This is a genomic window from Paraburkholderia silvatlantica, from assembly GCF_003096715.1.
Classification (GTDB): Bacteria; Pseudomonadota; Gammaproteobacteria; order Burkholderiales; family Burkholderiaceae; genus Paraburkholderia; species Paraburkholderia silvatlantica.
Window position 1 is genome coordinate 36,674 of the sequence record NZ_QEOL01000027.1, and the last position, 24,025, is coordinate 60,698.

The 24,025-nt window shown below is 57.7% G+C and carries 20 protein-coding genes and 2 pseudogenes; 10 read left to right on the forward strand and 12 right to left on the reverse strand.

Annotated features, from left to right (window positions below):
• The first annotated feature begins 9 nt into the window (after window positions 1-9).
• On the forward strand, window positions 10-1,590 hold the full coding sequence (locus tag C7411_RS29330; RefSeq protein ID WP_110387492.1) for a class I adenylate-forming enzyme family protein: 1,581 nt from the start codon (window positions 10-12) through the stop codon (window positions 1,588-1,590).
• A gap of 955 nt (window positions 1,591-2,545) precedes the next feature.
• On the opposite strand, the gene C7411_RS29335 is transcribed toward C7411_RS29330, so the two are convergent.
• The 3 genes from C7411_RS29335 to C7411_RS29345 form a co-directional block, all read right to left on the reverse strand.
• Window positions 2,546-3,892, reverse strand: a complete 1,347-nt coding sequence (locus C7411_RS29335) for an MFS transporter (protein WP_110387493.1) — start codon at window positions 3,890-3,892, stop codon at window positions 2,546-2,548.
• An 84-nt stretch (window positions 3,893-3,976) separates the two neighbouring features.
• Window positions 3,977-5,215, reverse strand: coding sequence for a porin (locus C7411_RS29340; RefSeq protein ID WP_243413390.1), 1,239 nt, complete (start codon window positions 5,213-5,215; stop codon window positions 3,977-3,979).
• A 189-nt stretch (window positions 5,216-5,404) separates the two neighbouring features.
• Window positions 5,405-6,280 carry an isocitrate lyase/PEP mutase family protein gene (locus tag C7411_RS29345; protein WP_110387495.1) on the reverse strand — a complete coding sequence of 292 codons (876 nt, stop codon included), beginning with the start codon at window positions 6,278-6,280 and terminating at the stop codon, window positions 5,405-5,407.
• Window positions 6,281-6,379: 99 nt separating this feature from the next.
• Here C7411_RS29345 and C7411_RS29350 point away from each other — a divergent pair, with 99 nt between their 5' ends.
• From C7411_RS29350 to C7411_RS29370, 4 genes and pseudogenes are all read left to right on the forward strand, one after another.
• Window positions 6,380-7,144: a GntR family transcriptional regulator gene (locus tag C7411_RS29350; protein WP_110387496.1), complete on the forward strand. Its 765-nt coding sequence runs from the start codon at window positions 6,380-6,382 to the stop codon at window positions 7,142-7,144.
• A gap of 281 nt (window positions 7,145-7,425) precedes the next feature.
• Window positions 7,426-8,502 carry a cupin domain-containing protein gene (locus C7411_RS29355; RefSeq protein WP_110387497.1) on the forward strand — a complete coding sequence of 359 codons (1,077 nt, stop codon included), beginning with the start codon at window positions 7,426-7,428 and terminating at the stop codon, window positions 8,500-8,502.
• 28 nt (window positions 8,503-8,530) lie between these two features.
• The gene (locus tag C7411_RS29360) at window positions 8,531-9,550 is read left to right on the forward strand and encodes a zinc-dependent alcohol dehydrogenase family protein (protein ID WP_110387498.1); all 1,020 of its coding nucleotides are present in this window, start codon (window positions 8,531-8,533) and stop codon (window positions 9,548-9,550) included.
• Window positions 9,551-10,301: 751 nt separating this feature from the next.
• A pseudogene (locus C7411_RS29370) lies at window positions 10,302-10,436 on the forward strand (ISNCY family transposase); the annotation flags it as partial.
• A 117-nt stretch (window positions 10,437-10,553) separates the two neighbouring features.
• Here C7411_RS29370 and C7411_RS29375 read toward each other — a convergent pair.
• The 3 genes and pseudogenes from C7411_RS29375 to C7411_RS29385 all read right to left on the reverse strand — a co-directional run.
• A pseudogene (locus C7411_RS29375) lies at window positions 10,554-10,835 on the reverse strand (LysR family transcriptional regulator); the annotation flags it as partial.
• A gap of 72 nt (window positions 10,836-10,907) precedes the next feature.
• Window positions 10,908-11,615 carry an SDR family oxidoreductase gene (locus tag C7411_RS29380; RefSeq protein ID WP_110387500.1) on the reverse strand — a complete coding sequence of 236 codons (708 nt, stop codon included), beginning with the start codon at window positions 11,613-11,615 and terminating at the stop codon, window positions 10,908-10,910.
• A 31-nt stretch (window positions 11,616-11,646) separates the two neighbouring features.
• Window positions 11,647-12,399, reverse strand: coding sequence for an SDR family NAD(P)-dependent oxidoreductase (locus C7411_RS29385; RefSeq protein ID WP_110387501.1), 753 nt, complete (start codon window positions 12,397-12,399; stop codon window positions 11,647-11,649).
• A gap of 171 nt (window positions 12,400-12,570) precedes the next feature.
• On the opposite strand from C7411_RS29385, the gene C7411_RS29390 reads away from it, so the two are divergent.
• Both C7411_RS29390 and C7411_RS29395 read left to right on the forward strand, forming a co-directional pair.
• Window positions 12,571-13,515: an AraC family transcriptional regulator gene (locus C7411_RS29390; protein WP_110387567.1), complete on the forward strand. Its 945-nt coding sequence runs from the start codon at window positions 12,571-12,573 to the stop codon at window positions 13,513-13,515.
• 265 nt (window positions 13,516-13,780) lie between these two features.
• Window positions 13,781-13,945: a transposase gene (locus C7411_RS29395; RefSeq protein ID WP_110387502.1), complete on the forward strand. Its 165-nt coding sequence runs from the start codon at window positions 13,781-13,783 to the stop codon at window positions 13,943-13,945.
• 483 nt (window positions 13,946-14,428) lie between these two features.
• On the opposite strand, the gene C7411_RS29400 is transcribed toward C7411_RS29395, so the two are convergent.
• The 6 genes from C7411_RS29400 to C7411_RS29425 all read right to left on the reverse strand — a co-directional run bounded on the left by C7411_RS29400 (window position 14,429) and on the right by C7411_RS29425 (window position 20,945).
• Complete coding sequence (locus C7411_RS29400) at window positions 14,429-15,367, reverse strand: nucleoside recognition domain-containing protein (RefSeq protein ID WP_110387503.1); 939 nt, start codon at window positions 15,365-15,367, stop codon at window positions 14,429-14,431.
• Window positions 15,368-15,479: 112 nt separating this feature from the next.
• Complete coding sequence (locus tag C7411_RS29405; protein ID WP_110387568.1) at window positions 15,480-16,130, reverse strand: glutathione S-transferase; 651 nt, start codon at window positions 16,128-16,130, stop codon at window positions 15,480-15,482.
• A 402-nt stretch (window positions 16,131-16,532) separates the two neighbouring features.
• Window positions 16,533-17,507, reverse strand: a complete 975-nt coding sequence (locus C7411_RS29410; RefSeq protein WP_010811208.1) for a quinone oxidoreductase family protein — start codon at window positions 17,505-17,507, stop codon at window positions 16,533-16,535.
• Window positions 17,508-17,605: 98 nt separating this feature from the next.
• Window positions 17,606-19,033 carry an amidase gene (locus C7411_RS29415; protein WP_110387504.1) on the reverse strand — a complete coding sequence of 476 codons (1,428 nt, stop codon included), beginning with the start codon at window positions 19,031-19,033 and terminating at the stop codon, window positions 17,606-17,608.
• Between the two features lie 116 nt (window positions 19,034-19,149).
• A complete protein-coding gene (locus C7411_RS39045) occupies window positions 19,150-19,275 on the reverse strand; it encodes a tautomerase family protein (RefSeq protein WP_110387505.1) in 126 nt (41 codons plus the stop codon).
• A gap of 260 nt (window positions 19,276-19,535) precedes the next feature.
• On the reverse strand, window positions 19,536-20,945 hold the full coding sequence (locus C7411_RS29425; RefSeq protein ID WP_110387506.1) for an amidase: 1,410 nt from the start codon (window positions 20,943-20,945) through the stop codon (window positions 19,536-19,538).
• A gap of 460 nt (window positions 20,946-21,405) precedes the next feature.
• On the opposite strand from C7411_RS29425, the gene C7411_RS29430 reads away from it, so the two are divergent.
• The 3 genes from C7411_RS29430 (at window position 21,406) to C7411_RS29440 (ending at window position 23,837) form a co-directional block, all read left to right on the forward strand.
• The gene (locus tag C7411_RS29430; RefSeq protein WP_110387507.1) at window positions 21,406-21,843 is read left to right on the forward strand and encodes a tautomerase family protein; all 438 of its coding nucleotides are present in this window, start codon (window positions 21,406-21,408) and stop codon (window positions 21,841-21,843) included.
• Window positions 21,844-22,075: 232 nt separating this feature from the next.
• Window positions 22,076-22,705 (forward strand): TetR/AcrR family transcriptional regulator, encoded by a 630-nt coding sequence (locus tag C7411_RS29435; RefSeq protein ID WP_081645154.1) that lies wholly within the window; start codon window positions 22,076-22,078, stop codon window positions 22,703-22,705.
• A gap of 187 nt (window positions 22,706-22,892) precedes the next feature.
• Window positions 22,893-23,837: an HTH-type transcriptional regulator ArgP gene (locus tag C7411_RS29440; protein ID WP_110387508.1), complete on the forward strand. Its 945-nt coding sequence runs from the start codon at window positions 22,893-22,895 to the stop codon at window positions 23,835-23,837.
• Window positions 23,838-24,025 lie beyond the last annotated feature (188 nt).

Genomic DNA, 24,025 nt, shown 5'->3' on the forward strand with positions numbered 1-24,025 from the left:
GAGACTCGCATGGACTATCAGGATGCCCTGCTAAAACAGGACTTTGGCACCCTGGATAAATTGATTTTCGCGCACGCGCAGCACCGACCGCTGCATCCCGCGCTTATTTGCGGTCCGGAAGAACTCGATTACAGCACGCTTGATCTCAGGATTGGGCGCGTAGCGGCCTCTCTAAAGCGCGATCATGTTGGGAAGGGCGACGTGGTGGCCATTTGCGCGTCCACTTCGATCGCCTATGCGCAGGTATTCCTGGGGGCCCTGCGAGCCGGCGCAGCCGTTGCGCCGCTCGCACCCTCATCAACACCGGACGTCCTGGCGGCGATGCTCGTCGATAGCGGTGCAGCTATCGTATTCATGGACGCCGCAAGTGCGGCTACCCTGTCGCTCGCCAGGACGAGCCGCGCCCTAGCTAAGATGCCAATCTTCTCTATCGTTTCTCTGGATGGCTCTGGTTCCGGCATACCACTGGACGCCTGGCTGGCACGCGAACCGGTTGAATCCGATGGGATTGAGATTCGACCAGAGGATCCGTTCAACGTCATCTACTCTTCTGGTACCACGGGCACGCCCAAAGGAATTGTGCAGCCTCACGGTATGCGGTGGACACAATTCAGACGCCTGCGCTACGCAGCGGATGCAGTCACCATTATTTCTACGCCCCTTTACTCGAACACCACGTTGGTCTGCTTTCTGCCAACGCTGGCTGCCGGCGCGACGGCGGTGCTGATGCCGAAGTTCGACGTGCCCGAATTCCTCCGACTCAGCGAATACCATCGCGTTACCCATACGATGCTCGTTCCCGTCCAATACCAACGGCTGATGCGCGACCCTTCGTTCGACGACTACGATCTGTCGAGCTATCGTGTTAAATTCGCGACGAGCGCACCGTTTGCTGTGGAGTTGAAGCAGGAGGTCCTCACACGCTGGCCGGGTGGACTCATCGAACTGTATGGCATGACCGAAGGCGGCGGAAGCTGCATGCTGGAGGCGCACCGTTACCCAGAGAAGCTGCATACAGTGGGCAAGGCGATGGATGGCAATGACATCCGCGTCATCGACGAGCACGGAGTCGAATGTCTCACGGGAGAGGCCGGAGAGATTGTCGGTCGGTCGGCGTCGATGATGACGGGGTATCGCAACTTGCCCGATAAGACCCGCGAGGCAGAATGGGTCAGCCCAGATGGTCTGCGCTTTATCCGTACCGGAGATATTGGCCGATTTGATGCCGACGGTTTCCTTGTTCTAATCGATCGTGCCAAGGATCTGATCATATCGGGTGGTTTCAACATTTACCCGAGTGATCTTGAGGCGGTGCTGTCGACACATCCTGCTGTTGACGAGTGCGCAGTAGTGGGCGTGGCAAGTGCCGCTTGGGGAGAAACTCCCGTCGCCTTCGCCCGTTTGCGCGATGGTTCCGATGTGGATGCAGTATCGCTCAAGGCATTCGTCAATGATCGGGTAGGCCGCACACAGCGACTCAGCGATCTGCTACTGGTCGATACACTCCCCCGCAGTGCGATTGGCAAGATACTCAAGCGGGATCTACGACAGCGATACGAGCAGCAGAGTAGCCAGACAGCTTCCAGCTAACCCGAGAGTCGAATTCCTTGCCCACTTCCGGTAACGCGAAGCGGGCTGCTCCCGTTACCGCGAATCAACCGACAGCGCGACGACGTACTCGCCCCGCCGGCCTTCGCGTGATGTCTCGCGTGCACCATGTTGTCCATGCCGAGCCACTTCGTCGGGTCAATCTCAGGGTCCCGCAATAGAGTGGAAACCGTTCAAAGTTATCGGATAAGCAAAACAACCGTCACCAGCGTAAACGAGTTGAACTGTCAGGACGCTTCCATCGGACTTTCTGATCCCCGACCGAGATCGATCCATCTGGACTACGGGCGGCCCGGATTGACTTGGACCGGCAAACATCTCGGAGGGTACCAGGAGCTCGCACTCTGCGCACACCCGGATCGTTCAGATCCAGCAGTTAATCGATGCCGATCAACACCAGTGCCAGCAACGGCAAGCACCGCCACGTGAACCCATTGTTTGATCAACTCGAGACGCTTGCCTCACACGTCTCGGTGTCACTGGCATGCAGCACGCCGATGTCGACCTTGTGCCAATCAAGCGTCTGCATGTCGTTCGCGTAGGTTGGACACAGTACATAAAGCTGCCCGGTGAATGCCCTTCCCGAGCCCAAGTAACACTTGTCCGCCGACGAATTGCATGCGAAGGTGCCCAGCGCGAAATATCTTTGCCGATGACGAGTAACCGATTGTCGATGCGGGCCAATCGCGATTGATCGACGCGACCCATCAACTACCGGTCACCGGCTTTACGTTCGACCGGACCAAGGGTCCCAGCTCCGATCTTCTGTCGATAAGCCTTGAGTCCGGAGGAGAATTCGCGCTGTTTTCCAGCGACAACATACATTCCCCCCCGGCTCATGGGCGGAACACCGTGCTTTTCGAGTTCCCGGACTACGCCCAACGCTCACGCCTGTGGACATTTCATTTCGCAGTTGATTATCGCGCTGCCTTCTCAGCTACGAACGCCACTGACTCAACTCCACCGCCGACACAGGCGAGGGACCGTCCAGACCGAGGAATCTCCTGCTCGCGAGCGCCATGAGCAGCGAGGTCAGAAATAGCATTGCCGAAGCGCTGCATAATGCGTACGAAAAATTGCCGAAGCGCTCAAGCACCAGCCCGACCAGATACGGCGCCAGGAAGCCGCCCACACCGCCGGACATGACCAGGATGCCGAGTCGGATCGCCAGAATCTTGCTGGTCGGAGAAATATTTCCGAATACCTCGGTCGCGAATGCGTACAGGACGTTTGCCTGGCCCGACACCCCAGCGACGGCGATGCAAAGGAACAGTATCTTGTAGACCGCGTCCGTGGACAGCGCTACACCGAGTGTTCCGGCCGCGCCGATTAGCAGCATTCCAGAAATGTGCCACTTTCGATCCTCCCAGCGATCGCTACTCCGCCCACACAGGAACACCGCTACGGCAGCGCACAGAAACGGCATCGCGCTAACCATGCCCACCTGTGCATACGTCAGTCCCCCCAAGTCCTTGACCAGGCGCGGAATCCACATGAATACGCCGAATACGTTCATGGCGTACAGGAAATGGACGAGACAGAAGAATGGCACCAGCGGATGCCACAGCGTCGACCACACTGAAAGATGCCTCGTGTCTTCGACCGCCCGCTCCCCTTCGAGGGCGTCGGCAAGTTCCTCGCGTTGAGGACTGGTTAGCCAGTATGCTTCGTGAGGGCCATCGCGCAGCCATATCAGGGAGAGAACACCCACCAGAACAGACGGGAGCCCTTCTATGATGAAGAGCCACTGCCAGTTCACGAGTCCGAACACAGTCGGCAATTCGAGCAGCGCGCCGCCGACCGGGAAACCGATCGCGGCCGAAATGGGAACGCCGAGTGCAACCCAGGTAAACGCGCGTGCACGAAACGCCTTAGGGAACCAGCAGCACATGAAGAACAGCAGACCTGGGTACCAGCCCGCTTCAGCGACACCAAGCAGCAATCGCAGCATATAGAAGCTCTTTGGCCCCACCGTTGCTGCAGTTGCGCACGCGCCCAATCCCCACGCAATCAGAATGCCGCCCAGCCATCTGCGTGAACCAAAGCGTTCCAGACCGAGATTGCTCGGAACCTGAAACAGCGTATACGTAATGAAGAAAATACCTGCGCCGAATCCGAATATCGATGGCGTAAATCCGAGATCACGGTTCATTGCGAGCGCGGCGACGCCAACGTTCGACTTGTCAATGTTGTTCAATACGTATCCCGCCAGCATAAGCGGAAGCAGTCGCAATGCGTTCTTCCGATTGATGACAGCTAGCCTTTCATCCGTACCTGAGCTCATCTGAATTTCCTTGTGTTCGATAGCGGTTAATCGAGGGCGCTCCGCCCATATGGCCAGATTCGCAGCCACCGGGAGCCAGCTCTCCTAGAATTTCACGCGCAGTCCGATCCTCATCACGGCCTGCCGGTCATTTGACGACGGCGTAAGGTTTGCAATGTTCGCCACGGCCGGATTGCCAGTGGAATCCGTGCCGTGTGCCTTCTGGATAATACCGACCACGTACACGTCCGTTGCCTTCGACAGGAAATAGTCTGCCCCAAGCGTTGCGCTGTTGTAGGTCGCGCCACCGAATGACCTCAATGCGCTGCGGGAAACCTGGCTACCGTGTGCATACGTGTATGCAGCACCGAGCTGGAACGCAGGCGTCACATGCCAGACGGCATTCAATTCGCCGACGTTGAATATTGCCGTTCCCTGTGGGCCAAGCGCGGAGATCGACAACCCCGACGAAGGGCTTTGGAGGTCACGAAACTGTGTGTTCGAGTAATTTACACCGATGCCGACGTCGCCGATCTTATAGATACTTCCAACTGCAAAGGTCTGATACGTAGCAGCCGTTGCATATCCACCCCAGATTGTGTTCGCAGCTGCAACCTGCGAGCCGCCGGGACTCAGCAGGCCGGAAGCCAGTCCACTGTTGCTGAATAGCGCGGTGTTAGGCTGATGAACAAACAAGTAGGCGGCTGCCAGAACGATCGGGCCACGCGCATAGTTCACGCCTGCGGAGTAGATGGAGTTCCGACCCAAGGATCCGGGCACGCCACCCAAGCTGTATGTTCCTCCGAACGTCAGGCCGTTCAGATTGGGACTCGCATATTTGACAGCGTTGTTGACGCGCTGCGATGCGTTCACGTTGTTGACATCGGCCGCCTGCGCGTAGAAACCGGTGGCGAACTGGCCTGCAGCGATCATGGTCGCGAAGTAGGTAACCATGCTTTCGTACTGCCGCCCGAACGTCACGGTACCATAATGGTCGTTCGAAAATCCGACGTAGGCCTGCCGTCCAAAGAGGAGTCCAGCTTGGCCCAATGCACCCGAATTGAGGTTAACGCCAGACTCAAGCATGACCACGGCCTTGGTCCCACCGCCTAAATCCTCGACGCCCCTGAGCCCCCATCGGCTACCGAGCTGACCGGCGATTGAATCGAGAAACACACGTCTCGAGCCGATTCCCGGGGTTGCGGCGGTCGCTGCAGTGGTTCGCGCATTGGACTGAATCATCAGACCTTCGTCAATCACACCAAACAGCGTGACGCTCGACTGTCCATGCGCAGCCGATGCGACCACGAGTGACACTGTCGCCACAAGCATCTTTCTTTCCACTGCATGTCTCCAAAATTCTTTTTAATTTGCCCGCAGGAAAGGGCGACGGAGTAACTCAAACTCCGTCTATTCCAACGAACCATTCTTGTATTTTTATTAGTATTGCTATGTTTTCTTTACGTGATCTTAGATAATCGTAGATACTCCCCTAATCGCGCGAGACTTGGCTGTTAATTGTGCGTTGGACTGTCACCGTTTGGGCTCAAAGCGTTGCTCAAGGTCCCAGACCTCCGGAAAGCCGGCAAGGCGATGCAGCGCACCCGGTGCCTCGTTCTGGCCATAAAAGTCGACCGGAAAGTCGATTGCGTCAGGGTGTTCCTTCAAATACCTATAAGCGACAGCAAGCGTCTGCGCAATCGACGCGAACCCAATACTCGGATAGATAGCGATCGCAAACCCCATTTCTTCGAGCTGGCGTGCGGACACCATTGGCGTTTTTCCTCGAACCACCATGTTGACGAGCAAAGGTCCTTTCAGATTCGAAGTGATCTTGACTAATTCGTCGATGCTCTCAGGAGCCTCAATAAACAGGACGTCCGCGCCCGCCTCCGCGTACCGGCCCGCGCGGTCGATTGCTTCCGATAGCCCAAGCGTGGTGCGCGCATCGGTTCTCGCAATGATCTGGGTGTGTTCGGAGCGTCGGCTGTCCACTGCGACCTTGATCCGAACCTCCATCTCTTCGGCCGGTGCGACAAGCCGGCCATCCGTATGACCGCATTTTTTTGGGGAAATCTGGTCCTCGATCTGAATCGCAGCAGCCCCTGCAGATTCGTAGCCTCGCACCGTGCGCCGGATATTGGCCACGCCACCAAAGCCGGTATCCGCGTCGCAGATCAAGGGAATGTCTGTCACATCAGCGATGACCGCAATTCGTTCGACCATCTCTGAATAAGTGACGAGTCCAGCGTCGGGATGACCAAGGCTGAACGAAACGCCGTACCCAGTCACATAGAGTGCCTCGAAACCGATGGACTCCGCGACCCTCGCGGACAATCCGTCGTATACCCCAGGAGCACGGATCATTCCGGTACTTGCTCCAGCCAGTTTCAGTTGTCGTCGAGTCATTGATTCCTCCTAGTTGTACGTTTATACTAACAACCATAACAGAGGCAGACAAGCGAGATATGGCATAGTGTTTACACTGGTCACAACGGAACACCACACGTGGACATCATCCAAAGAAAGCGGGGCACTGCCCTTCATCACCAGATTTTTCTGGTACTGAAAGAGCGTCTTGCGGCACATCGGTACGATCAGGGGCTTCCGACCGAAGAGGCGTTGACCCTGGAGTTTTCGGTCTCGCGAGCGACCGTGCGCAGCGCACTTGCCGATCTGGAAACCGCTGGGCTCATCCGGCGCGTGCATGGAAAGGGCTCCTTTCCGGTCACACAAGGCTCCGTACACGTGCCGCTATCGGCGACAACGTATCTGGAACGCCTCAAGCAAACGTCCACCGAAACGCGCATACACATGCTCGAATTTTCTTTCGGCATTGCGCCTAACCATGTGCAACAGAACCTGTTGACCGGACCGGACGAACTCACGCTCCATGTGATCCGCACGCGCAACAAGGGCCGGGTACCGGTCATGCTGCTTGACGCGTACGTGCCCGAGCGGTTCAGCGAAGGCTTGACGAAACACGACCTGCAGGAAACGCCGCTGTACCAGGTGCTGGTATCCCGGGGACTAACGTTTGGCCATGTGGTCCAGGAGATCAGCGCCTGCATCGCGGACCCCGCGCGCGCGAAAGCGCTCAAGGTGGACGTCGGCATCGCACTCATGCAGTTGAACCGGACGATCTTCAATGAGCAACGCGTACCCATCCAGTATCTGGAAATGTTCCTGGTACCCGAGCGTACAAAAGTGTTCCAACAACTGCCCGTCAATGATGATCACGGCTTTGAAGGCGGCACGTTGGTGCATATGTAGCCCCAGTGTCAGAGCTTTCTCCAAACATTCATCAAGCCACAGTGGTACGCGAGAATCTTGAAGGCAAAGATGCTGCCGCTTCGTGAGGTACCAGTCAGTGCCCTGCGGCACAACAGCGGTCAGACAATGCCCGGGACATTCCGGTGGGCCACGCTCCGGTGGCCCGGATCAGACGATCCAGCGCCATGCAGCGCTTTTTCGAAGATATTCCGCCGCACCAACGGCCCAGCCATTGATGGGGTGCTTTTTAGAGCAGGCAAGCTACGGAAGTGGAGTTCGAAATGGGCGAATCGATACGCAGGGTGGTCATCAAAGAAGATGACCACGGCCGAGGCGTAGTCTTTCTCGACGACGAAGCAGCACTTGTGAAATGGACCGGATCAAAGGCAGCGGGGGCAGTGATGTGGAGCACAGCAGAGGTGCCCGCGGACAACAGCGATCTGGACCTCGACGGACATCGGCGCAATGTGGGGGTTGCGCTTTATGGGGGATCCGTATTTCGGATAACCGAGTTCGGTCCCGGCTACGAGACGCCGATGCATCGTACGCTATCAGTTGACTACTGCTTCGTGCTCTCAGGCGAGCTGGAACTCATGCTGGATAGCGGTCAGACCGTAACGCTGTGCAAAGGCGATGCTGTAGTTCAGCGAGGCACCCGCCATGCTTGGCGCAATAACGGCACCGACCCGAGCAGGCTCGCCGTCTGCATGATCGAAGCGTCACCCGTCGTGATTGACGATCAGGTGCTTCGGGCGACATCACTCCCAAGGATGATCTTAGCATCACTGGCAATCGCCTTAAAACCGAAACGCCACCGTCGGTCCGACGCTGTTCTCCGTGAGTCACGATGCAGCCAGTTCTCGCATGCGCAATGCGTTGTGACCTCGCACGATCGTTCCAGGCATGCCGTCATCGACCGGATTGAAACATCCTTTGCGCCTTCCTATGCAATGGATGGCGTCAGCGAGATTGAAATCTGGCGCACTGCAACGGTACCACCATCGAACATTGGCACGCCGGAATTCCGGATACCAAAACGCGGACGTCATCTTGCCGGCGGCTCCAGCTTCGGAGTTCTGACGCTCGCTCGCGGAAGCTCGACAGGCGACATTCACACGGACTCGATTGACTATTGCCTGATTCTCGAGGGGGAAGCCGATATCGAACTCGATACCGGCATGCAGGTCCACCTTCGCACAGGCGAATCGGCTGTGCTCAGGGGAGTGCGCCATTGCTGGCGGAATCGGGGTCCGGGCCAGCTCGCGCGCGTACTCATCTTTCGTATCGCCTCTCGACCGCGAGTTCCAGCACCGGCAAACGTCAGACCTGTTTCACACACACCGGTCGCCACTCCCTAATCAATCCCCCACAACAAGGAGACTCACAATGAAAGTTTTCCGATTCGATAGGCTCCCCGGCATGCACCATTTAACACTGCATGACGAACATGAGCCAGTCGCGCAGCGCGGCGAGGTACTCGTCAAAATTCGGGCGATTTCGCTTAACCGTCGTGATCTGCTGATCGCCGAGGGAGGATATCCGGGACCAGTGGCCGAAGGTCGTGTACCGTGTAGCGACGCGGCAGGAGAGGTGGTCGCCGTCGGCGAGGGGGTCACTGCCTTCCGTGCCGGCGATCGGGTGATCAGCACGTTTCATCCGCGCTGGTTCGGCGGCCGCCCGCCCGCCACCGTCGGCAATGACACATACGGCAACGGTACCGACGGGTGGCTTATGGAGTACAAAGCCGTGTCACAGGAAGCTGTTGTGCCATTACCGTCCGGATTATCGTACGAGGAGGGATGCACACTGCCGTGCGCCGCAGTGACCGCCTGGAACGCGCTCTCAGGCCCGTCTCCTGTCCGGGCGGGCGATACAGTACTGACTCTCGGCAGCGGAGGGGTCTCACTGTTTGCGATTCAGTTGGCGAAGGCTCTCGGCGCCACTGTTATCGGCACGACTTCAAATGATCGCAAAGGCGCGCAACTTCTCGAACTGGGCGCGGATCGGATCGTCAACTACCAGGCCATCGATGCGTGGGGGCGTTATGTCAGGCAGGAGGTGACCGAAGGCACAGGCGTAGACCGTGTGGTTGATGTAGTCGGCGCAGGCGCCTTGCACCATTCGCTCGTTGCCGTTCGCCGCGGAGGCGAAGTTGTTCTGGTCGGCCAACTGTCGACATCCGGCCCAGCTCTAGACGCAGCACAGATCAAGGCGAGTGGGGCCACGCTCAGGCCAGTCGGCGTAGGCGACCGAGCGTTGCTTGAGGAATTGCTTCGCGCCGTAACGAGCGCCCGGGTGAAGCCCGTTATTAGTCGAGTATTCGAATTCACCGAAAGCAAAGCGGCGATGCAAGCGCTTGGCTCAAGCGAACATGTGGGAAAGATCGTTATCGCTCTGCCTGACTAGCCTCCGCGCGGAACCAAGCTGACAGCAGGATGTAAAGACCATAGCCGTGCTTTGCAAGTTGACACAAAATCTCGCACGTATATTTCGGACGCCTGAGCAATAGGCAAGTCGACATGTGTACGGAGAGCGCACTTTGCTGCTAATCGAAAATCGCCCTCACCGCGGCTATGTCGTAGCATCGAATAATGCACTTCAATAACTGGCTTACTCAATTGCCGATGGAGTTTCACATACGACCAGAGTGTCCATGTTTAACGAACATGGACACTGGGACGTCAACGAACACAAGGTAGTTCCGGCGGCGTTGCGAAGTTGATGCGCTGGCAGCCACGGCCCGCCGAGCTTATGTTTCGCCCTCGCAGCGATGACTTGTTGTGAACTGGAAAGCGCACCGCGCATTGCCACGATTTAATTGATATCGGGAATGATCATGGAAGAGAAGATTTCCCTACGCTCACTTGTCGAAAAGTGGCTTGCGCCGACTGCAGGCAGGCCAGGGCGCGTGACACGACTTGGGCGCACTGCTAACGGCACTCGATATGTGTGCATAGAAGCATCAGCAGGGACGCGTTATCCACTCAGTATCGCATTCTTTCAGCATGCCACAGGCGCTTGGTGCGTTTTTCCGCCCACTCCGCAGTATCTCGGCTTGCGGCCATAGGTATCAACAAATTGTGTGTCATCGCCAAAAGATGGGCAGTGGGTGGAAAAGCTCCATTCCGTCTGTCACGGTTCACCAGGAATATGCCCATCTACCTTCAGCTATTTTGAGGCGCTGTCGAAGTATCTGGTGGCGCATGGCAAGCCGGTCGCGTTCTACAGCGACAAGGCCAGCGCCTTTTACGTGAAGGGGCGCTCGGAGACCGCGGGCAAAGGCGTCACGCAGTAGGCACGTGACCACGAGTCAGCCGAATTGCGATCATAAGCGTAGAAGTTATGAGGCGGCGGATCTTTATATCTTGGTGGAATAAGGAAATCGGGGTGCGGATGCTTCCCTGAACTATCGCGTCTGCTTGCGTCGTCGACATGCAGACAGGTCGGCCCCTTCGCGCGCCTGCTGCAAGGCGGTGCAGATGCGTGGCACAGACTCCTTGAAAACCTGTCCAGCACGCGACAGGCGCGTGCTGCGCGAGTTGCGGATGAACAGTCGCACGCCTAGGTCTTCTTCCAGTTCCTTGATCGCCCGCGACAAGGGCGATTGCTCAATGTGCAACCGTTCCGCCGCACGTGCGAAATGGAGTTCTTCAGCCACTGCAAGAAAGCATCGGAGATGGCGCAGTTCCATTCAGGCCACTCATTTACTTTTCCCGGGAGACATCAATTCCGGCAAGCTAACCAGACAGCGTCCACAGACCGCTCACCAAGGCCAGCGTTCGCCAGCGTAGTCGAGATAAAGACTTTCGCCACTGTTGCGGTAGCGCTCGACAACGTCTGCTACACCGCGAACGCTCGTTTCCACGTCGATCTCTGCCTGCACCGCGCCGTCCAGCGTTCCCATCGCCGTCGCAGCCCAGCCGGGATGGATAGACAGCACCGTCTGGCCTTGGTCGCGGATTTCAGCGTGGATGCCGCGCGCCAACATGTTTAGCGCTGCTTTGCTGGCTCTGTAGAGTTCGAGTCCACCTTCCAGATTAGCCGCGACGCTACCGCGATGTGACGACATGAACGCCAGCGTCCCTGGTACTTTCAAATGTGGCAACAGACGCCGAGCCAGCCGGATCGGACCGAATGCATTGACCATCATAATCTGCTGGAAATCGTCCGGCGTCGCCTGCAGCACCGACTGATGCAGCGGGCCGAAGATCCCCGCGTTCAGATAGATCACGTCGAAGCGGCGCTCACCGAGCGAATTAAGCAGTGGTGCGATCTGCGCGGGATCGGTCACGTCAATGTGCCCGATCTCCAATTGTCCGGGCGCGGCTTGTCCGGCTATTTGGAGCGCAGATACGTCCGAACCAGGGAATGCCGTGGCAAACACTTGCCAGCCGCGTTGCAGGAACTGCCCTGTCAGACCCAAGCCCAAGCCACGCTCGGCAGCTACGATCAGAATATTGGGTTGCGACATAAATGAAGAATCTCCCGTCTCAACAGAGGAATCAAAGTGCCGTATAGCCGCCGTCAGCCATAATCAGTGCGCCTGTCACGAAGCTGGCTCGCGGCGACGCAAGCCATGCGATAACGTCGGCAATTTCAGCAGGCTGTGCGACACGGCCTAGGGGATGAAGATGTCCGTAGCTCGCAAGCGTTGCGCGGCTGTCCTCTACGATCCCGGCCAAGATATTCGTCTCGACGACGCCCGGTGCAACTGCGTTGACACGTATACCGAGCTTTCCATATTCAACGGCGAGCACCTTCGTCAACTGGGCGATCGCGCCTTTGGACGCAGCATAGGCTGCGAGGTCAGGCATACCAACGCTGCTGACGATCGACGCGACGCTGACGATCGTGCCGCTGCGCTGCTTCGCCATTACGCGCAGCGCTTCGCGTGAATGCAGGAAGTTGCCCCGAGCATTCGTTGCGAGGATCGCATCCCATTCGTCGACGGACGTATCCAGCACAGTCTTGTTCAACGTGCGCCCAGCGTTGTTCACCAGTACATCCAGTTGCCCGAAGTCCCGCAACGAGCACTCGACGGCTGCCCGCGCCGTTTCCTCTTCGCTGACGTCGCCGATTAGCGGCACGACATAACCCGATTCGGCGAGGTCCGTCACCGCGGGATTAAGGTCTTCGGCCACAACGCGCATCCCATGTGCGCGCAATAGCGCGACGGTCGCACGCCCTATATCGCCGGCAGCACCTGTTACGACAGCAATCTTTCCGTCAAGGCCCAAAGTGGTATCCACGTTCATGCGTATTCCTGATATTGAATCGCCGACTTGCGATCAATCGACAGCAAGCATGCTACGAGTTCCGTACTAGTCTGCGAATACCTATAAGAAAACAAAGATTGCCTATTTCTATAAAAACCTTCTGATGCCTTCTCGACTGTTCGGGTGTACATTGATAAAAAGGGGATTTCGATGACTGCATCACGCGCGAGATTTCAACAAAAGATGGTGGCGCACGTACTCCGACTCGCGCCTGACGAGGGATATAACCGCACAGAACTGGCCGACGTTCGATTGCTGCGTGCCAACGCATCGCTCCCACATACGCCAGTGCTTTACGAACCGTGCATCATGATCGTCTGCCAGGGGAGGAAGCGAGGATTTCTCGGCAGACGTACGTATCTGTACGACGCTCAGCATTATCTGGTTCTGTCCGTGCCGCTGCCGTTCATCAGTCAGACGGAAGCGACGAAAAAAGAACCGCTTCTCGCTCTTTCGATTCGCTTGGATTTGACGATGCTTGCCGATCTATTGCTCGCACTAGAGCGCGCGCTACCCGTGCCCGATGCGATGCCGGTCAGCATGGTATCGACGGAGATGGGCGACGAATTAGCCGACACGGTGTTACGGCTCTTGCGCGCACTCGAACGCCCACTTGAGGCGCATGCACTCGGTGCTGGCCTGTTACGAGAGATTTACTATCGAGTGTTGGTCGGCGAACAAGGTCCCGCGTTGCGTGCAGCACTGACGCAGAGGGATCGCTTTGGTCAGATTGCGCGAGCCATCCGCAAGATCCAGACATCATTCCACGAACATCTCGAAGTTGCAGATCTGGCACGCGAAGCAAACATGAGCTTGCCATCGTTTCACAAATATTTCAGGACTATCACACAAAGCACTCCGATCCAGTATTTGAAATCGACACGCTTGCATCAGGCTCGCTTGTTGATGATCCGTAGCGGGTTGTCGGCAGTCGATGCGTCCGCCCGCGTTGGCTATGAAAGTCCATCGCAGTTCAGTCGGGAATTCAAGCGTCTTTTCGGACAGCCACCGATGGAAGAAGCGCGCCGGATGCGGAACATACTGCGGGTCAAGGCTGAATCGGTTTGGCAGGACTTTCTGCCAGACCGAGAGTAAATCCCAGAAACTTCGGGTACCAGCCCTCCGATTCTGGCTCTAATGCTGGTCCGCTCCGACATACGGTGTTTCGCCCTGATCGACGCGGAGTGACCAGATGGCATAGAGCAATCCAGGAACAGTGCAGTGGTCGCCAGCCGTCGATAAGTGGTGGCACCCTTCCATTTATCCCGCAGCGAGTCCCCATTGTCGCCGCCCCAAATCCCACGACTGAGATTGACCCGCAAGAACGGACACCTATTCTTTTTCAAGAGGAGGTGCCGAAATGAGCAAGACTCGTACGCCGTACCCGGCAGAATCTCGGGCGCAGATGGTGGAACTGGTCAGGGCCGGACGCACACCGCAGGAGCTTGCGCGTGAGTTCGAGCCAACGGCGCAGACCATCGTCAACTGGGTTGCACAAGCCGATCGCGATGCTGGTGTACGCTAGGACGGGCTGACCACGGCCGAGCGGCAGGAGCTCACGCGGCTGCGTCGTAAGGTCCGTCAACTGGAGATGGAGCGCGACATACTCTCTCGCGCGGCAGCCTGGTTCGCGAGGGAGACGGGAGCCGTTCCACCGAAGGGCGGTACGGATTCATGAAAGCGAACCGATCTATGCGGAACAAGACGAATCGAGTACGGTTTCCGCCTGACGGGCATTCGAGCCCCCGACAAACACGAAGTTATTCTCGTTTGTCGGGGGCTCGATATGAGCTTCGTAGGTTGGAAATCTTGTCGGGATGACCAGGGTAATGTCGGCAGGAATACTGGCTGGTGCATGCGGCAAAGGTCGGGCGTACATGGTGCTGAATCTCGGCGAGTCAGCCCCATCTGAAAAGCGGGTTCCGTAGCGAGCAGAGGGTGCCGAACGCAGCACAGGGGAACAGCCAACGAGGGCATAACATAGAGGGCATAACCCCGATCATTGCGCTTATCCGAGGCAGGCACCGAGCACCGTGCGTAGCACGATGCCTACACAGGCACCGGCGATAGCGGGCATGGCGTTCTTGCCGATACGAGTCCCGGCAGACAAAAGGATGGCGACGCCAGGAAGGTCCAGGGGGTGGAGCAGGAACCCCGCGCCTCCTGCAGTCGTCACGGCTGCCGGAAGAATATGTCGGACAGCCATATCATGCACGACTCCAACCAACGCCGTGCTGCCTGCGAGATACTTGGTCAAACTAGGCAACGTGAACGCAGGGTCGATATCGAGATGAGAGAGAACCGGGGTGAGTATGGTTTCGAGCCACTGGATGGCTCCCGCCTGTTGCAGTGCCGTGACGACGACCAGTGATGCCAGCAGCATCGGGATGATGTTGATCACGATCTGGATGGCCTCGGCTCCGCTCACGTTGATGATTTTCAGGAGCGAAGACGGTTTGTTCGTGGCTTCTTGCTCGAAAGCTGTGGTCTCGTGCATTGCCGTGGACAGCGTGCGGCCAAACAGCCAGTAAGTGCTGGAGGCGGCCATGATTCCACCCAATGCGGACAGGGCGAGCGTCGGTCCGACTTTGAGTCCCACGACTGCCATCGGAAATAGTGCGTTGGCCGGCGCCATAGCCAGCACCGCAGCCAGGGCAGCGGACAGATGGCGATCGGAGGTGCCACGGTCCTCCATGAGCGCCAAGGTTGGCAATGGCGCTACGAAGCTGACGAAACTGATCTGCACCATGGCCAGTACCCCCATGCCGGTGAGGCCGAAGGGGCGGGCGACAGGAGCCAAGATCTGGATGAACCAGTCCAGAACACCCCATACTTCGAGTGCTCGTAGCAGGATCATCATTACGACCATGATTGGCAGCAGGGTATATAGTGATACGTCTACGGCTCCATGACCTGCGTGGAGCACAATTTCGATCAAATTCTCCATTCTTTATCCCTATTCGATTGGGGCGGGCGGTTTTCCGTGAGTCGTGACCGAATGACAGAAGCTCCCGGAGGTGCGTCCCGGGAGCTTCTGTCATTGGCGGGTGAACTGGAATCTAGACCGGTGCAGGTCCCGACATCGTCATCCAGTTTTGTACGCTCGGACGCTCCTGAACCTTCTTGTGCCAAGCGTGCAGCGCCTCGAGTTCGGCGGGAACCTCGAGTTTCACGATCTTGGTGAAGACCAGCCCGCCGATCACGGCGATATCGGCCATCGAGAAGAAATCACCTGCAATATACGGTTGCTTTTGCAGTACGCCGTCGAGATAGCGCATGCCGCGCACCGCCTTGTCACGCATGCGGTTGCCCCACTCGGGATTCTGATAAAGCTCGACGTGCGGGCCAAGCCCCGGCGTACTGTGGTGAAAATAGACGCTGACGGCATCGAGGAACTCGATCTCGGTACGCTTGTTCATCATGTGGATGAGGCCCTTTTCGAGGGCTGTTCGGCCGGTCAGCGTGGGTGCCCCGTCGAGATTGTCGAGATACTCGGTGATGGCGGTACATTCGGCGATGCGCGTACCGTCTTCGAGTTCCAGCACGGGCAGCGTGCCCGAGTAGTTAATGGCGAGAAACTCCGGCAACTTGTGCTCGCCTTTCCACAGATTGACGGATTCGAAGCGCACCCGGGACTGCAGGTTCTTTTCTGCGATAGCGATGCGAACGCGGGCCGGATAGGGGCCATCGAACCAGTCATAGATCTTCATCATTTCCTTTTCCTTGTCAAACTAACGATAGGTAGATTTATGATAAAGATAGACGTTCCGGGCGTCAACAACTAACTAACGATTGTTAGAATGCGAATGCGAATGCGATGTGCAGAAGGTGTGGAGACTGTCGTATGTGTCAACGCGATCCGCGATTGTGTATCGAAGGTGGAGATCCAGCAGCGTTGGATCCAGGATGGAGCTGTGATTCCATCCTGCAAGGATGAAGTTGTCAGCCTGCGTACGCCCTTATCGATGAAAAAGGCCACATTAACGTACGGGACAGCATGACTCGACGAGCCGGAGCCGAGAACGCCGCCCCGCTTGGCCGCGACGGGTAGTCGTTGACCGGAGGCAGGGCGACAGTCAACGATTGCAAGTGCCGGTAGAGCCGAAGTTCCTTTATGGCTTGAGCAGTACCGCGCCTCCTGCCGTGCCGCTTTCGAGCGCCGCATGCGCCGCCGCTGCGTCGGCCAGCGGAAAGACTTTCGACGGGGCGGCCTTGATTACGCCAGCGGCCACTGCAGCAAACACAGCATTTGCCCGACGGCGATATTCTTGCAGATCGGTTGCGTGCGCCGCGAGTCCAGGCCGTGTGAGAAACAGAGACCCCTTGGCATTCAACGTGCCGATTGGGACGGGGTCGGGCACCCCGCCGGATGCGCCGAACGAAACCATCATGCCACGGGCTCGCAAAGAGTCGAGCGAAGCAGTGAAGGTCGGCTTGCCGATACCGTCGTAGACCACGTCGGCTTTCTGCCCGCTCGTGAGTTTGGCGACTTCAGATGGCAGATCGCAGTCCCCCCATACGAGAACCGCATCACAGCCGGCGGCCTGCGCACGTGCCACGCTTAGGTTTTTGGATACTACGCCGATGACGAAGGCGCCTAATGCTTTTGCCCACGGTGCCATGAGTTGGCCTAGCGCACCGGCGGCTCCATAGAGCAGCACGATACTGCCGCTGCTGACCGCATAGGTGCTGTGCAGCAGATAATGGGCGGTGATGCCTTTGAATAGCACCGTTGCCGCATCTTCTGTACTTAGCTCGTCCGGGAGTCGGATGAGGCGGTCGGCTGGATAAAGCCGGCCGCTCGCATAGCTACCTAGCGGCCCCAGGATGTAGGCAACACGGTCACCTACAGCGACATTGGTAACCCCGGCACCGGTAGCAGTCACAAGACCGGACGCTTCAAGTCCCAGGCCATTCGGGAGCGGAATCGGGACAGTTCCGTTGCGCTGGGTAACATCCAGATAGTTGACGCCAATTGCTTCCTGTTCAATCCAGGCTTCGCCGGGGCCAGGGTGTGCCTTCTCGATCGGTTCGACCCGGAGGACTTCCGGACCGCCTGGTTGGGTGAGGCGTATCGCGATATCCACATTTCACTCCTGTTGATCTCTGATTTCCCGATTCCGATTTTACGGTCGGCAATGTTGGCCTTGCACTGTGCAAGGCCGAAGCGCAGGCGCTGGGGGGATCACGCCCGTACGCCCATGCCCGGCAAGTCGGGGTGAAGGTCGCGAACCGGACTCACGTTCTCAAGTAGCGAAGCCAGGTATAGAGTGGTGGACTCCGCCAGCCACGGCGCGACTAGCTGGACTGAGATTGGCAGTCCGTCGCGACTTGTGCCGAAGCGCATCGACAGCCCCGGTAGTCCTGTCACGTTGAACGGCACGGTCGCCCGCGGAATGTGCAGGGACGACACCGTCTGGCCATTGATGACGAACTCTGCGGCGTCGTGCTCGTGTGCCGGCACCGGTGTCACCGGGCTGAGTAGCGCGTCGTAACGCTGGAAGTAGTCGACGAAGCCATCGCGCAGTTCCTCGGCCTGCTGTTCTGCTTGCACGAAATCGCTGATAGAGGTGTCCGGTGTGTCATAGACGAGTTGGACATATTTGAAGATGTCAGACTCATGCCCGGCGGTCACCTTTTGGAAGTCGGGCTTGGCCTCCATTTCCTGCAGCTTCCAGAACACGTCGATGGCATCGACCTGTTCGAGTACAGGGATACGTACAGGCTCGACGATGATGCCCAGGCCCTTCAACGCTTCGGCGGCGGCTTGCACGGTCGCGGCGACGTCGTTGTCCACCGGACCGAGGCCCGAATCCACCAGCCAGCCCACTCGAAGCGGCTGACCAGGGTTCGCGCTCACGCCAATGTCCAGCTTCAGCGGGCTCGTCGAGTAACCACCTGCGCCGTCCGGCCCGGCCAGCAGCGAGTAGGCGAGTGCGATGTCTCGCACGGTGCGGGCCATCGGACCGACATGCCAGAAGCGGCGCGAGACGCGCGGCCAGAGACCCGTCATGGGAATGCGACCGTGGGTAGCCTTGAGCGCCACGATGCCGGTATGGGCCGCCGGGCCACGCAGCGAGATGGCAACGTCGCTGCCCAAGCCTATCGGTGACATGCCGGCAGCGATAGCAGCCGATTCGCCGCCGCTCGACCCGCCCGGCGTGCGGTCCAGATTCCACGGGTTGTTGGCGCGTCCCGACAGCAAGTTGTCGGTCTCGATGGCATAGGAGAATTCCGGAAGATTGGTTTTCGCCAGCAGGATTGCGCCGGCCTGTTTCATGCGGGCAACGGTTGTTGCGTCAGTGTCGGGAACGCGCCCCTTGAAGATCGGCGAGCCGCGCTGGGTTCGCACACCGGCTGTATCGATCGAATCCTTGGCGGTGAAGGGAACACCGTGTAACGGAGCAAGTTTTTGCCGTGCCATCACGGCGGCTTCCGCTGCTTTCGCTGCTTTCAACGCATCGTCCGCGACGGCGACGATTGCGTTCAGACTGGGATTGAGGGCTTCGATGCGGTCCAGATGCGCTTGCATGACTTCGACCGGGGAAACCTTCCTGGTGCGAATCAGCTCGGCCAGCTTGGTTGCGTCGGCATAGGTAAGATCGGTGGTCATGGGTTTCTCCTGATGACCATTGTTGAATAAAGCTGATTCGGTAGCGTCGGCCTGTAGGCCAAGTCGGAGCTGTCTTTCGCTGAAGTGGTATATAACAGCGGCAAGTGAGGTTCTTGTTAGTCACCTTTGTCGAAGGGACTGAACCCTCGACCGAAGGAGAAGTTTTCCGGCGGAATGGGCACGAGTGAAATGAACACTTCGTCCGGATCGATTCCGACGTTTTCATGCAGTAGCTGGACGATCGTTTGCTGATCGTTTGATGTCCATGTACGTCGGGTGAATGAACATCCAGCTGTCCTCGCGCTCGATCAGAGTGACGAACTAGTCTTCTACGGGCAGGCCGAAGCTATCCGCAAGGGACTGAGCCAGCGAATCGGCGATCTTCTTTCTGTGCTCCCGCGAATATCTGCCTGCGGGGACGTGCACATTGAAGACGGACATTTCATGCTCCTGTTGAAAAGTATTGCGTCCAGAAGCTCGTGGTTTCCGGACGCTGCTGAAGTCAGAGTGTCGGGCGAATACCGCGTACCGGGCTCACGGCCTCGAGCAGCGAGGCAACGTGGAGAATGGTCGACTCTGCTTGCCACTTGCCGACGATCTGTACGTTGATCGGCAGACCCTCCTTGCTCGTGCCGAAACGCATCGAGACGCCCGGCAAGCCGGCGACGTTGAGCGGTACCGTCGCACCTTGAAGATAGGTGGCATCTACTTTTTGGCCGTCGATGACGAATTCCTCGACACCGTGCTTGTGGGCCGGAATCGGCAGGACGTGAGTGATCAGCGCGTCGTATCGCGCGAAGTAGTCGGCATAGCCGTCGCGGATGCGCTCGGCTGCCTGCTCGGCCTCGATGTAGTCCTTCATCGAGGTGTCGGGCAGGGAGAGCATGGTCTTTGCCATTTTGAAGAGTTCGTCCTGACGCCGGCCGGCGCTGGCCTCGGCGAAGGCCGGCTTCATTTCCATGACGTGCAGCTTGTTGAACACGTCGAGCGCGAAATCACGCTCGAGCGCGGGAATGCCCACCGGCTCGACGAAGACGCCGATGTCCTTCAGCGCTTCTGCTGCTGCCCGCACCGTCGCCGTGACTTCGGGATCGACCGGCCCGAAGCCAGGGCCGACCATCCAGCCCACACGTAGTTGACGATACGGTTGACGGCCAATGCCGGCGTCGAACGGGACAGTGCTGGAGGCAAAGGCGTCCAGGCCATCGGGGCCGGCGAGTTGAGAGAAGGCGAGCGCGATGTCGCGCACCGAACGGGCCATGGGGCCGACATGCCAGAAGCGGCGCGGCGCGCGAGGCCAGATGCCGGTCATGGGCACGCGGCCGTGGGTGGCTTTCATCGAGGTGATGCCGGTTTGTGCGGCTGGGCCACGCACCGAGATGGCGAGATCAGTACCGAGACCGATCGGCGACATGCCCGCTGCAATGGCCGCCGATTCGCCACCGCTCGAGCCGCCGGACGTGCGGGTCAGATCCCAAGGGTTGTTCGTCGCACCGGTGAGCAGGTTGTCGCTCTCGATCCAGTAGGAAAACTCCGGGAGGTTCGTCTTCGCGAGCAGGATGCCACCGGCCTGTTTCATGCGAGCAACGCTGGTCGCATCGGTATGGGGGCGGCGGCCCTTGAATATCGGTGAGCCGCGTTGCGTCAGTACGCCTGCGGTGTCGATCGAATCCTTCGCCGTGAAGGGTACCCCGTGGAGCGGGCCGAGTGTTTCACCCGACAGGACCGCGGCCTCCGCCACCTTCGCCGCCTTGAGCGCGTCATCGGCCACCGTAACGATCGCATTGATCTTGGAGTTCACGGCAGATATCCGGTCGAGATGCGCTTGCACGACTTCTACCGGAGAGACTTCTTTGGTGCGAATCAGCTCGGCCAGCTTGGTCGCATCCTGATAAACGAGTTCCGAGTTCATGGCTTGCCTTTTGTGGAAGTTGACAGACGATGCAAAAAGTCAGGCTTTGTGACTACCTAACGTTTGTTAGATAAAAAGATAGACGTTGTCGTGCATCTCGTCAACAACTTTTTCGTGGAGGGAAAAAGACGTGAAGAGCGAGCTAGCTGAAAGGTCGTGCAACGGAATTGGGGCGGCTACGACAAAGGCCGCTCAGGCATTCACATACGTATCGATACTGGGCGCCGCACCTTAGTTAATGCTCAGAGTTCTCCGGGTTGTACGTCGTAGATCTGTGGCAACGTGAGCGACGTGCTTGACCAGTTACTTGAGAATGGCGCTCAAGCCGGCAATCCGTCGCTTGAAGCGGAGTGCGGCTTCTCGTCGAACCGGGCGTGTGGACAATCCTAGGATGTCTAGCAGACCAGCCGATTAGTAGCTACCATATGTTAGTTAGCCTGTTCCACGAAAGGAGGGCGACATGCCAACCTATGTTTGCTGGACTAAAACCGGACGACTTTCCTCCGACCAACGCGCGCAAATCGCAAAGTCTGTCACGGAGATACATCATGAAGTGGGTCGCGCTCCGCGCTACTTCGTGCAGGTTATCTTCAATGAACTAGGGGCCCAATCCCATTTCATCGGTGGGACCGAGGCATCGGTTGACCAGATCTGGATCCGTGCAGATATTCGATCAGGGCGAACCCAAGAGCAAAAAGACCAATTGCTAATGCGCATTGCTGACGAGGTTTCCGAAATTGCGGGAACCTCCAGGGAAAGCGTTTGGGTCTATATTTCCGACATTCCGGGTCCGAGCGTGCTGGAGTTTGGTCGCATTCTTCCACCTCCCGGAGAGGAAGACACCTGGTTTGCCGCGCTCTCCGTTGAACTTCAAGAACGCTTGCGCTCGCTGACCTGATTGCCGGGCACGGTGTTGAGCTGATTTCCTGTCCTGATCTTTCCCTGTAGACGCCATGGGTATTGCAGTCCGCTGTGTGATGCTCGTCTCGGTCGCGATCCTGCCCTGGGGAAGCGAGCAGACCGTCCGCCCCACAGCCTGTTCAGCAGGTTGCAGCCTTGGCACTCGACGTGAGTCTTTCGAGACTAAGGCCTGCGTACAGAAAACTGACTAACGTTTGTTAGATCGTCAGATGTGGGCTACAATACGGCACAGTCAACACTTTTCGTCGAGGGCGAAAGCCGTGAAGAGCCAGGTAAGCACAAATTCCAGCGACAAGATCTTGGCTGCAGCGACCAAAATCGCGCAGGCGCACGGCTATGGTGGATTGAATGTCCGTGACCTGGCGGAGGAGGTGGGTATCAAGGCAGCAAGCCTTTATTATCATTTCCCGAGCAAGGCAGACCTGGCCGCCGCAGTCGCCAAGCGGTACTGGGAAGATTCGGCATCGACGCTGGAAGCGCTGCTGACCGATGTGCAAGATCCTCTCATTTGCCTGCGTAAATACCCAGAAACGTTTCGCAGGTCACTTGAGAATGACAACCGTATGTGTTTGTCCAGCTTTATGGCGGCAGAGTATGACGATCTCCCGGACGTCGTTAAGACGGAGGTCCAGATCTTCGCTGACGTCAATGTTGCTTGGCTCGGAAAGGTCTTATTAGCGGCAGGCGTAGTCGGCAACTCAAAAGAGGCTAAACGGCGAGCGCTCGCTATTTATGCTGCTGTCGCGGGTGCTCAGCTTATGGCCCGTAGCCGTTCTGATATCAAGCTTTTTGACACGATGATCGCGACTTATCGAGCGACAGGCCTTTTGCCGGCATGAATGGGAGGCAAATCACTCATTGGGATGAGGGTTTGTGGTGCTCTATTCCGTAGCCGTGGTGCGCCTGGCGCGATTCTGCAGATCGAATCGCGTGTTAATCGTCCCTCGAGGTGATGGCGGAGAATATTGTTTCGATTTACAGAGTAGCGTCTTAAGCGTGACCTTGTGGCGTTGATCTTTCATCGACATGAATTTTGATCGTCAACAACTCGAAGCTTTTTTTGCGATCGCGGAAGCGCGGCATTTCGGTCGTGCGGCAGCGTTGTTGAACGTAACTCGCGGTGCAGTATCTCTCCGGCTTAAAGCTCTGGAAGAAGAATTTGGAACTCCACTGGTACTGAGGGACGGTAACACTCCCACGCCCGCGGGTGAGGTTCTGTTGCGGCATATCCGCGTGCTCAAGATGCTTGAAGCGGATACTGTTCGGCAGATCAAGCCGATGGATGATACGCAGCCTCGTATAGCTATCGCTGTTAATGCAGATTCCCTCGCAACATGGTTTGAAGCCGTTGCTTGGGAAATTGCGGAAAGAAACGTAGCCGTCGAACTAATCGTTGACGACCAGGACTACACGCTGCCACTGCTTGCCAAGGGTGAAGCGATGGGTTGTGTTTCAACCTCGAGTGAGTCCCCGACAGGTTTTTTAGCCGAATCCATTGGCATGATGGAATACGAGTGCGTAGCGAACGTCGCGTTTTCCGAAAAATTTTTCCCACAGGGGCTGGGATTGCACGGCGTCCTCTCCGCGCCTGCTGTGCTCTATAACAAGAAAGATGGATTGCATGCGCAGTTTCTCGAACGGTTTCTGGATTTTGAGGTAAGGAACTACGCGGCACACTACTTCCCGTCTCCTTCTGCCTTGCTGGCTGCAATCGAGAAAGGGATTGGGTATGGACTTGTTCCTCGCTTGCAAGCCGCGCCGCTGATCGACGCGGGAAAGCTGATACGGTTAGCTCCTGACCATAAGGTCGAGGTCAATCTCTATTGGCATCATTGGGAGACTGCGCCGTCGAACGCGCAGGAGATCAGTGAACTCGTGGTTCGCCACGCGCGTCAAGTGCTCATTCAACCAGGTGACTACGCAATATCATGCATCGACGACGATGAGCCTATGGATCGGTCATCCCCGTGAGCGTTGACGGTGCTCCTGCACACTGAGGCAACGCGATTTGATCTGGGTGATCGTGGCGCGCGATCGCAAGGCTGCAACTAGCGCACAGGGCCATGCCAGTATGAGAGGTGTCGCTTCCGGTATGTGGATGGCGCGTATCCAGTCTATCAAAACACACAGCGCGGATACCCCCGCGCCGACCAACATCG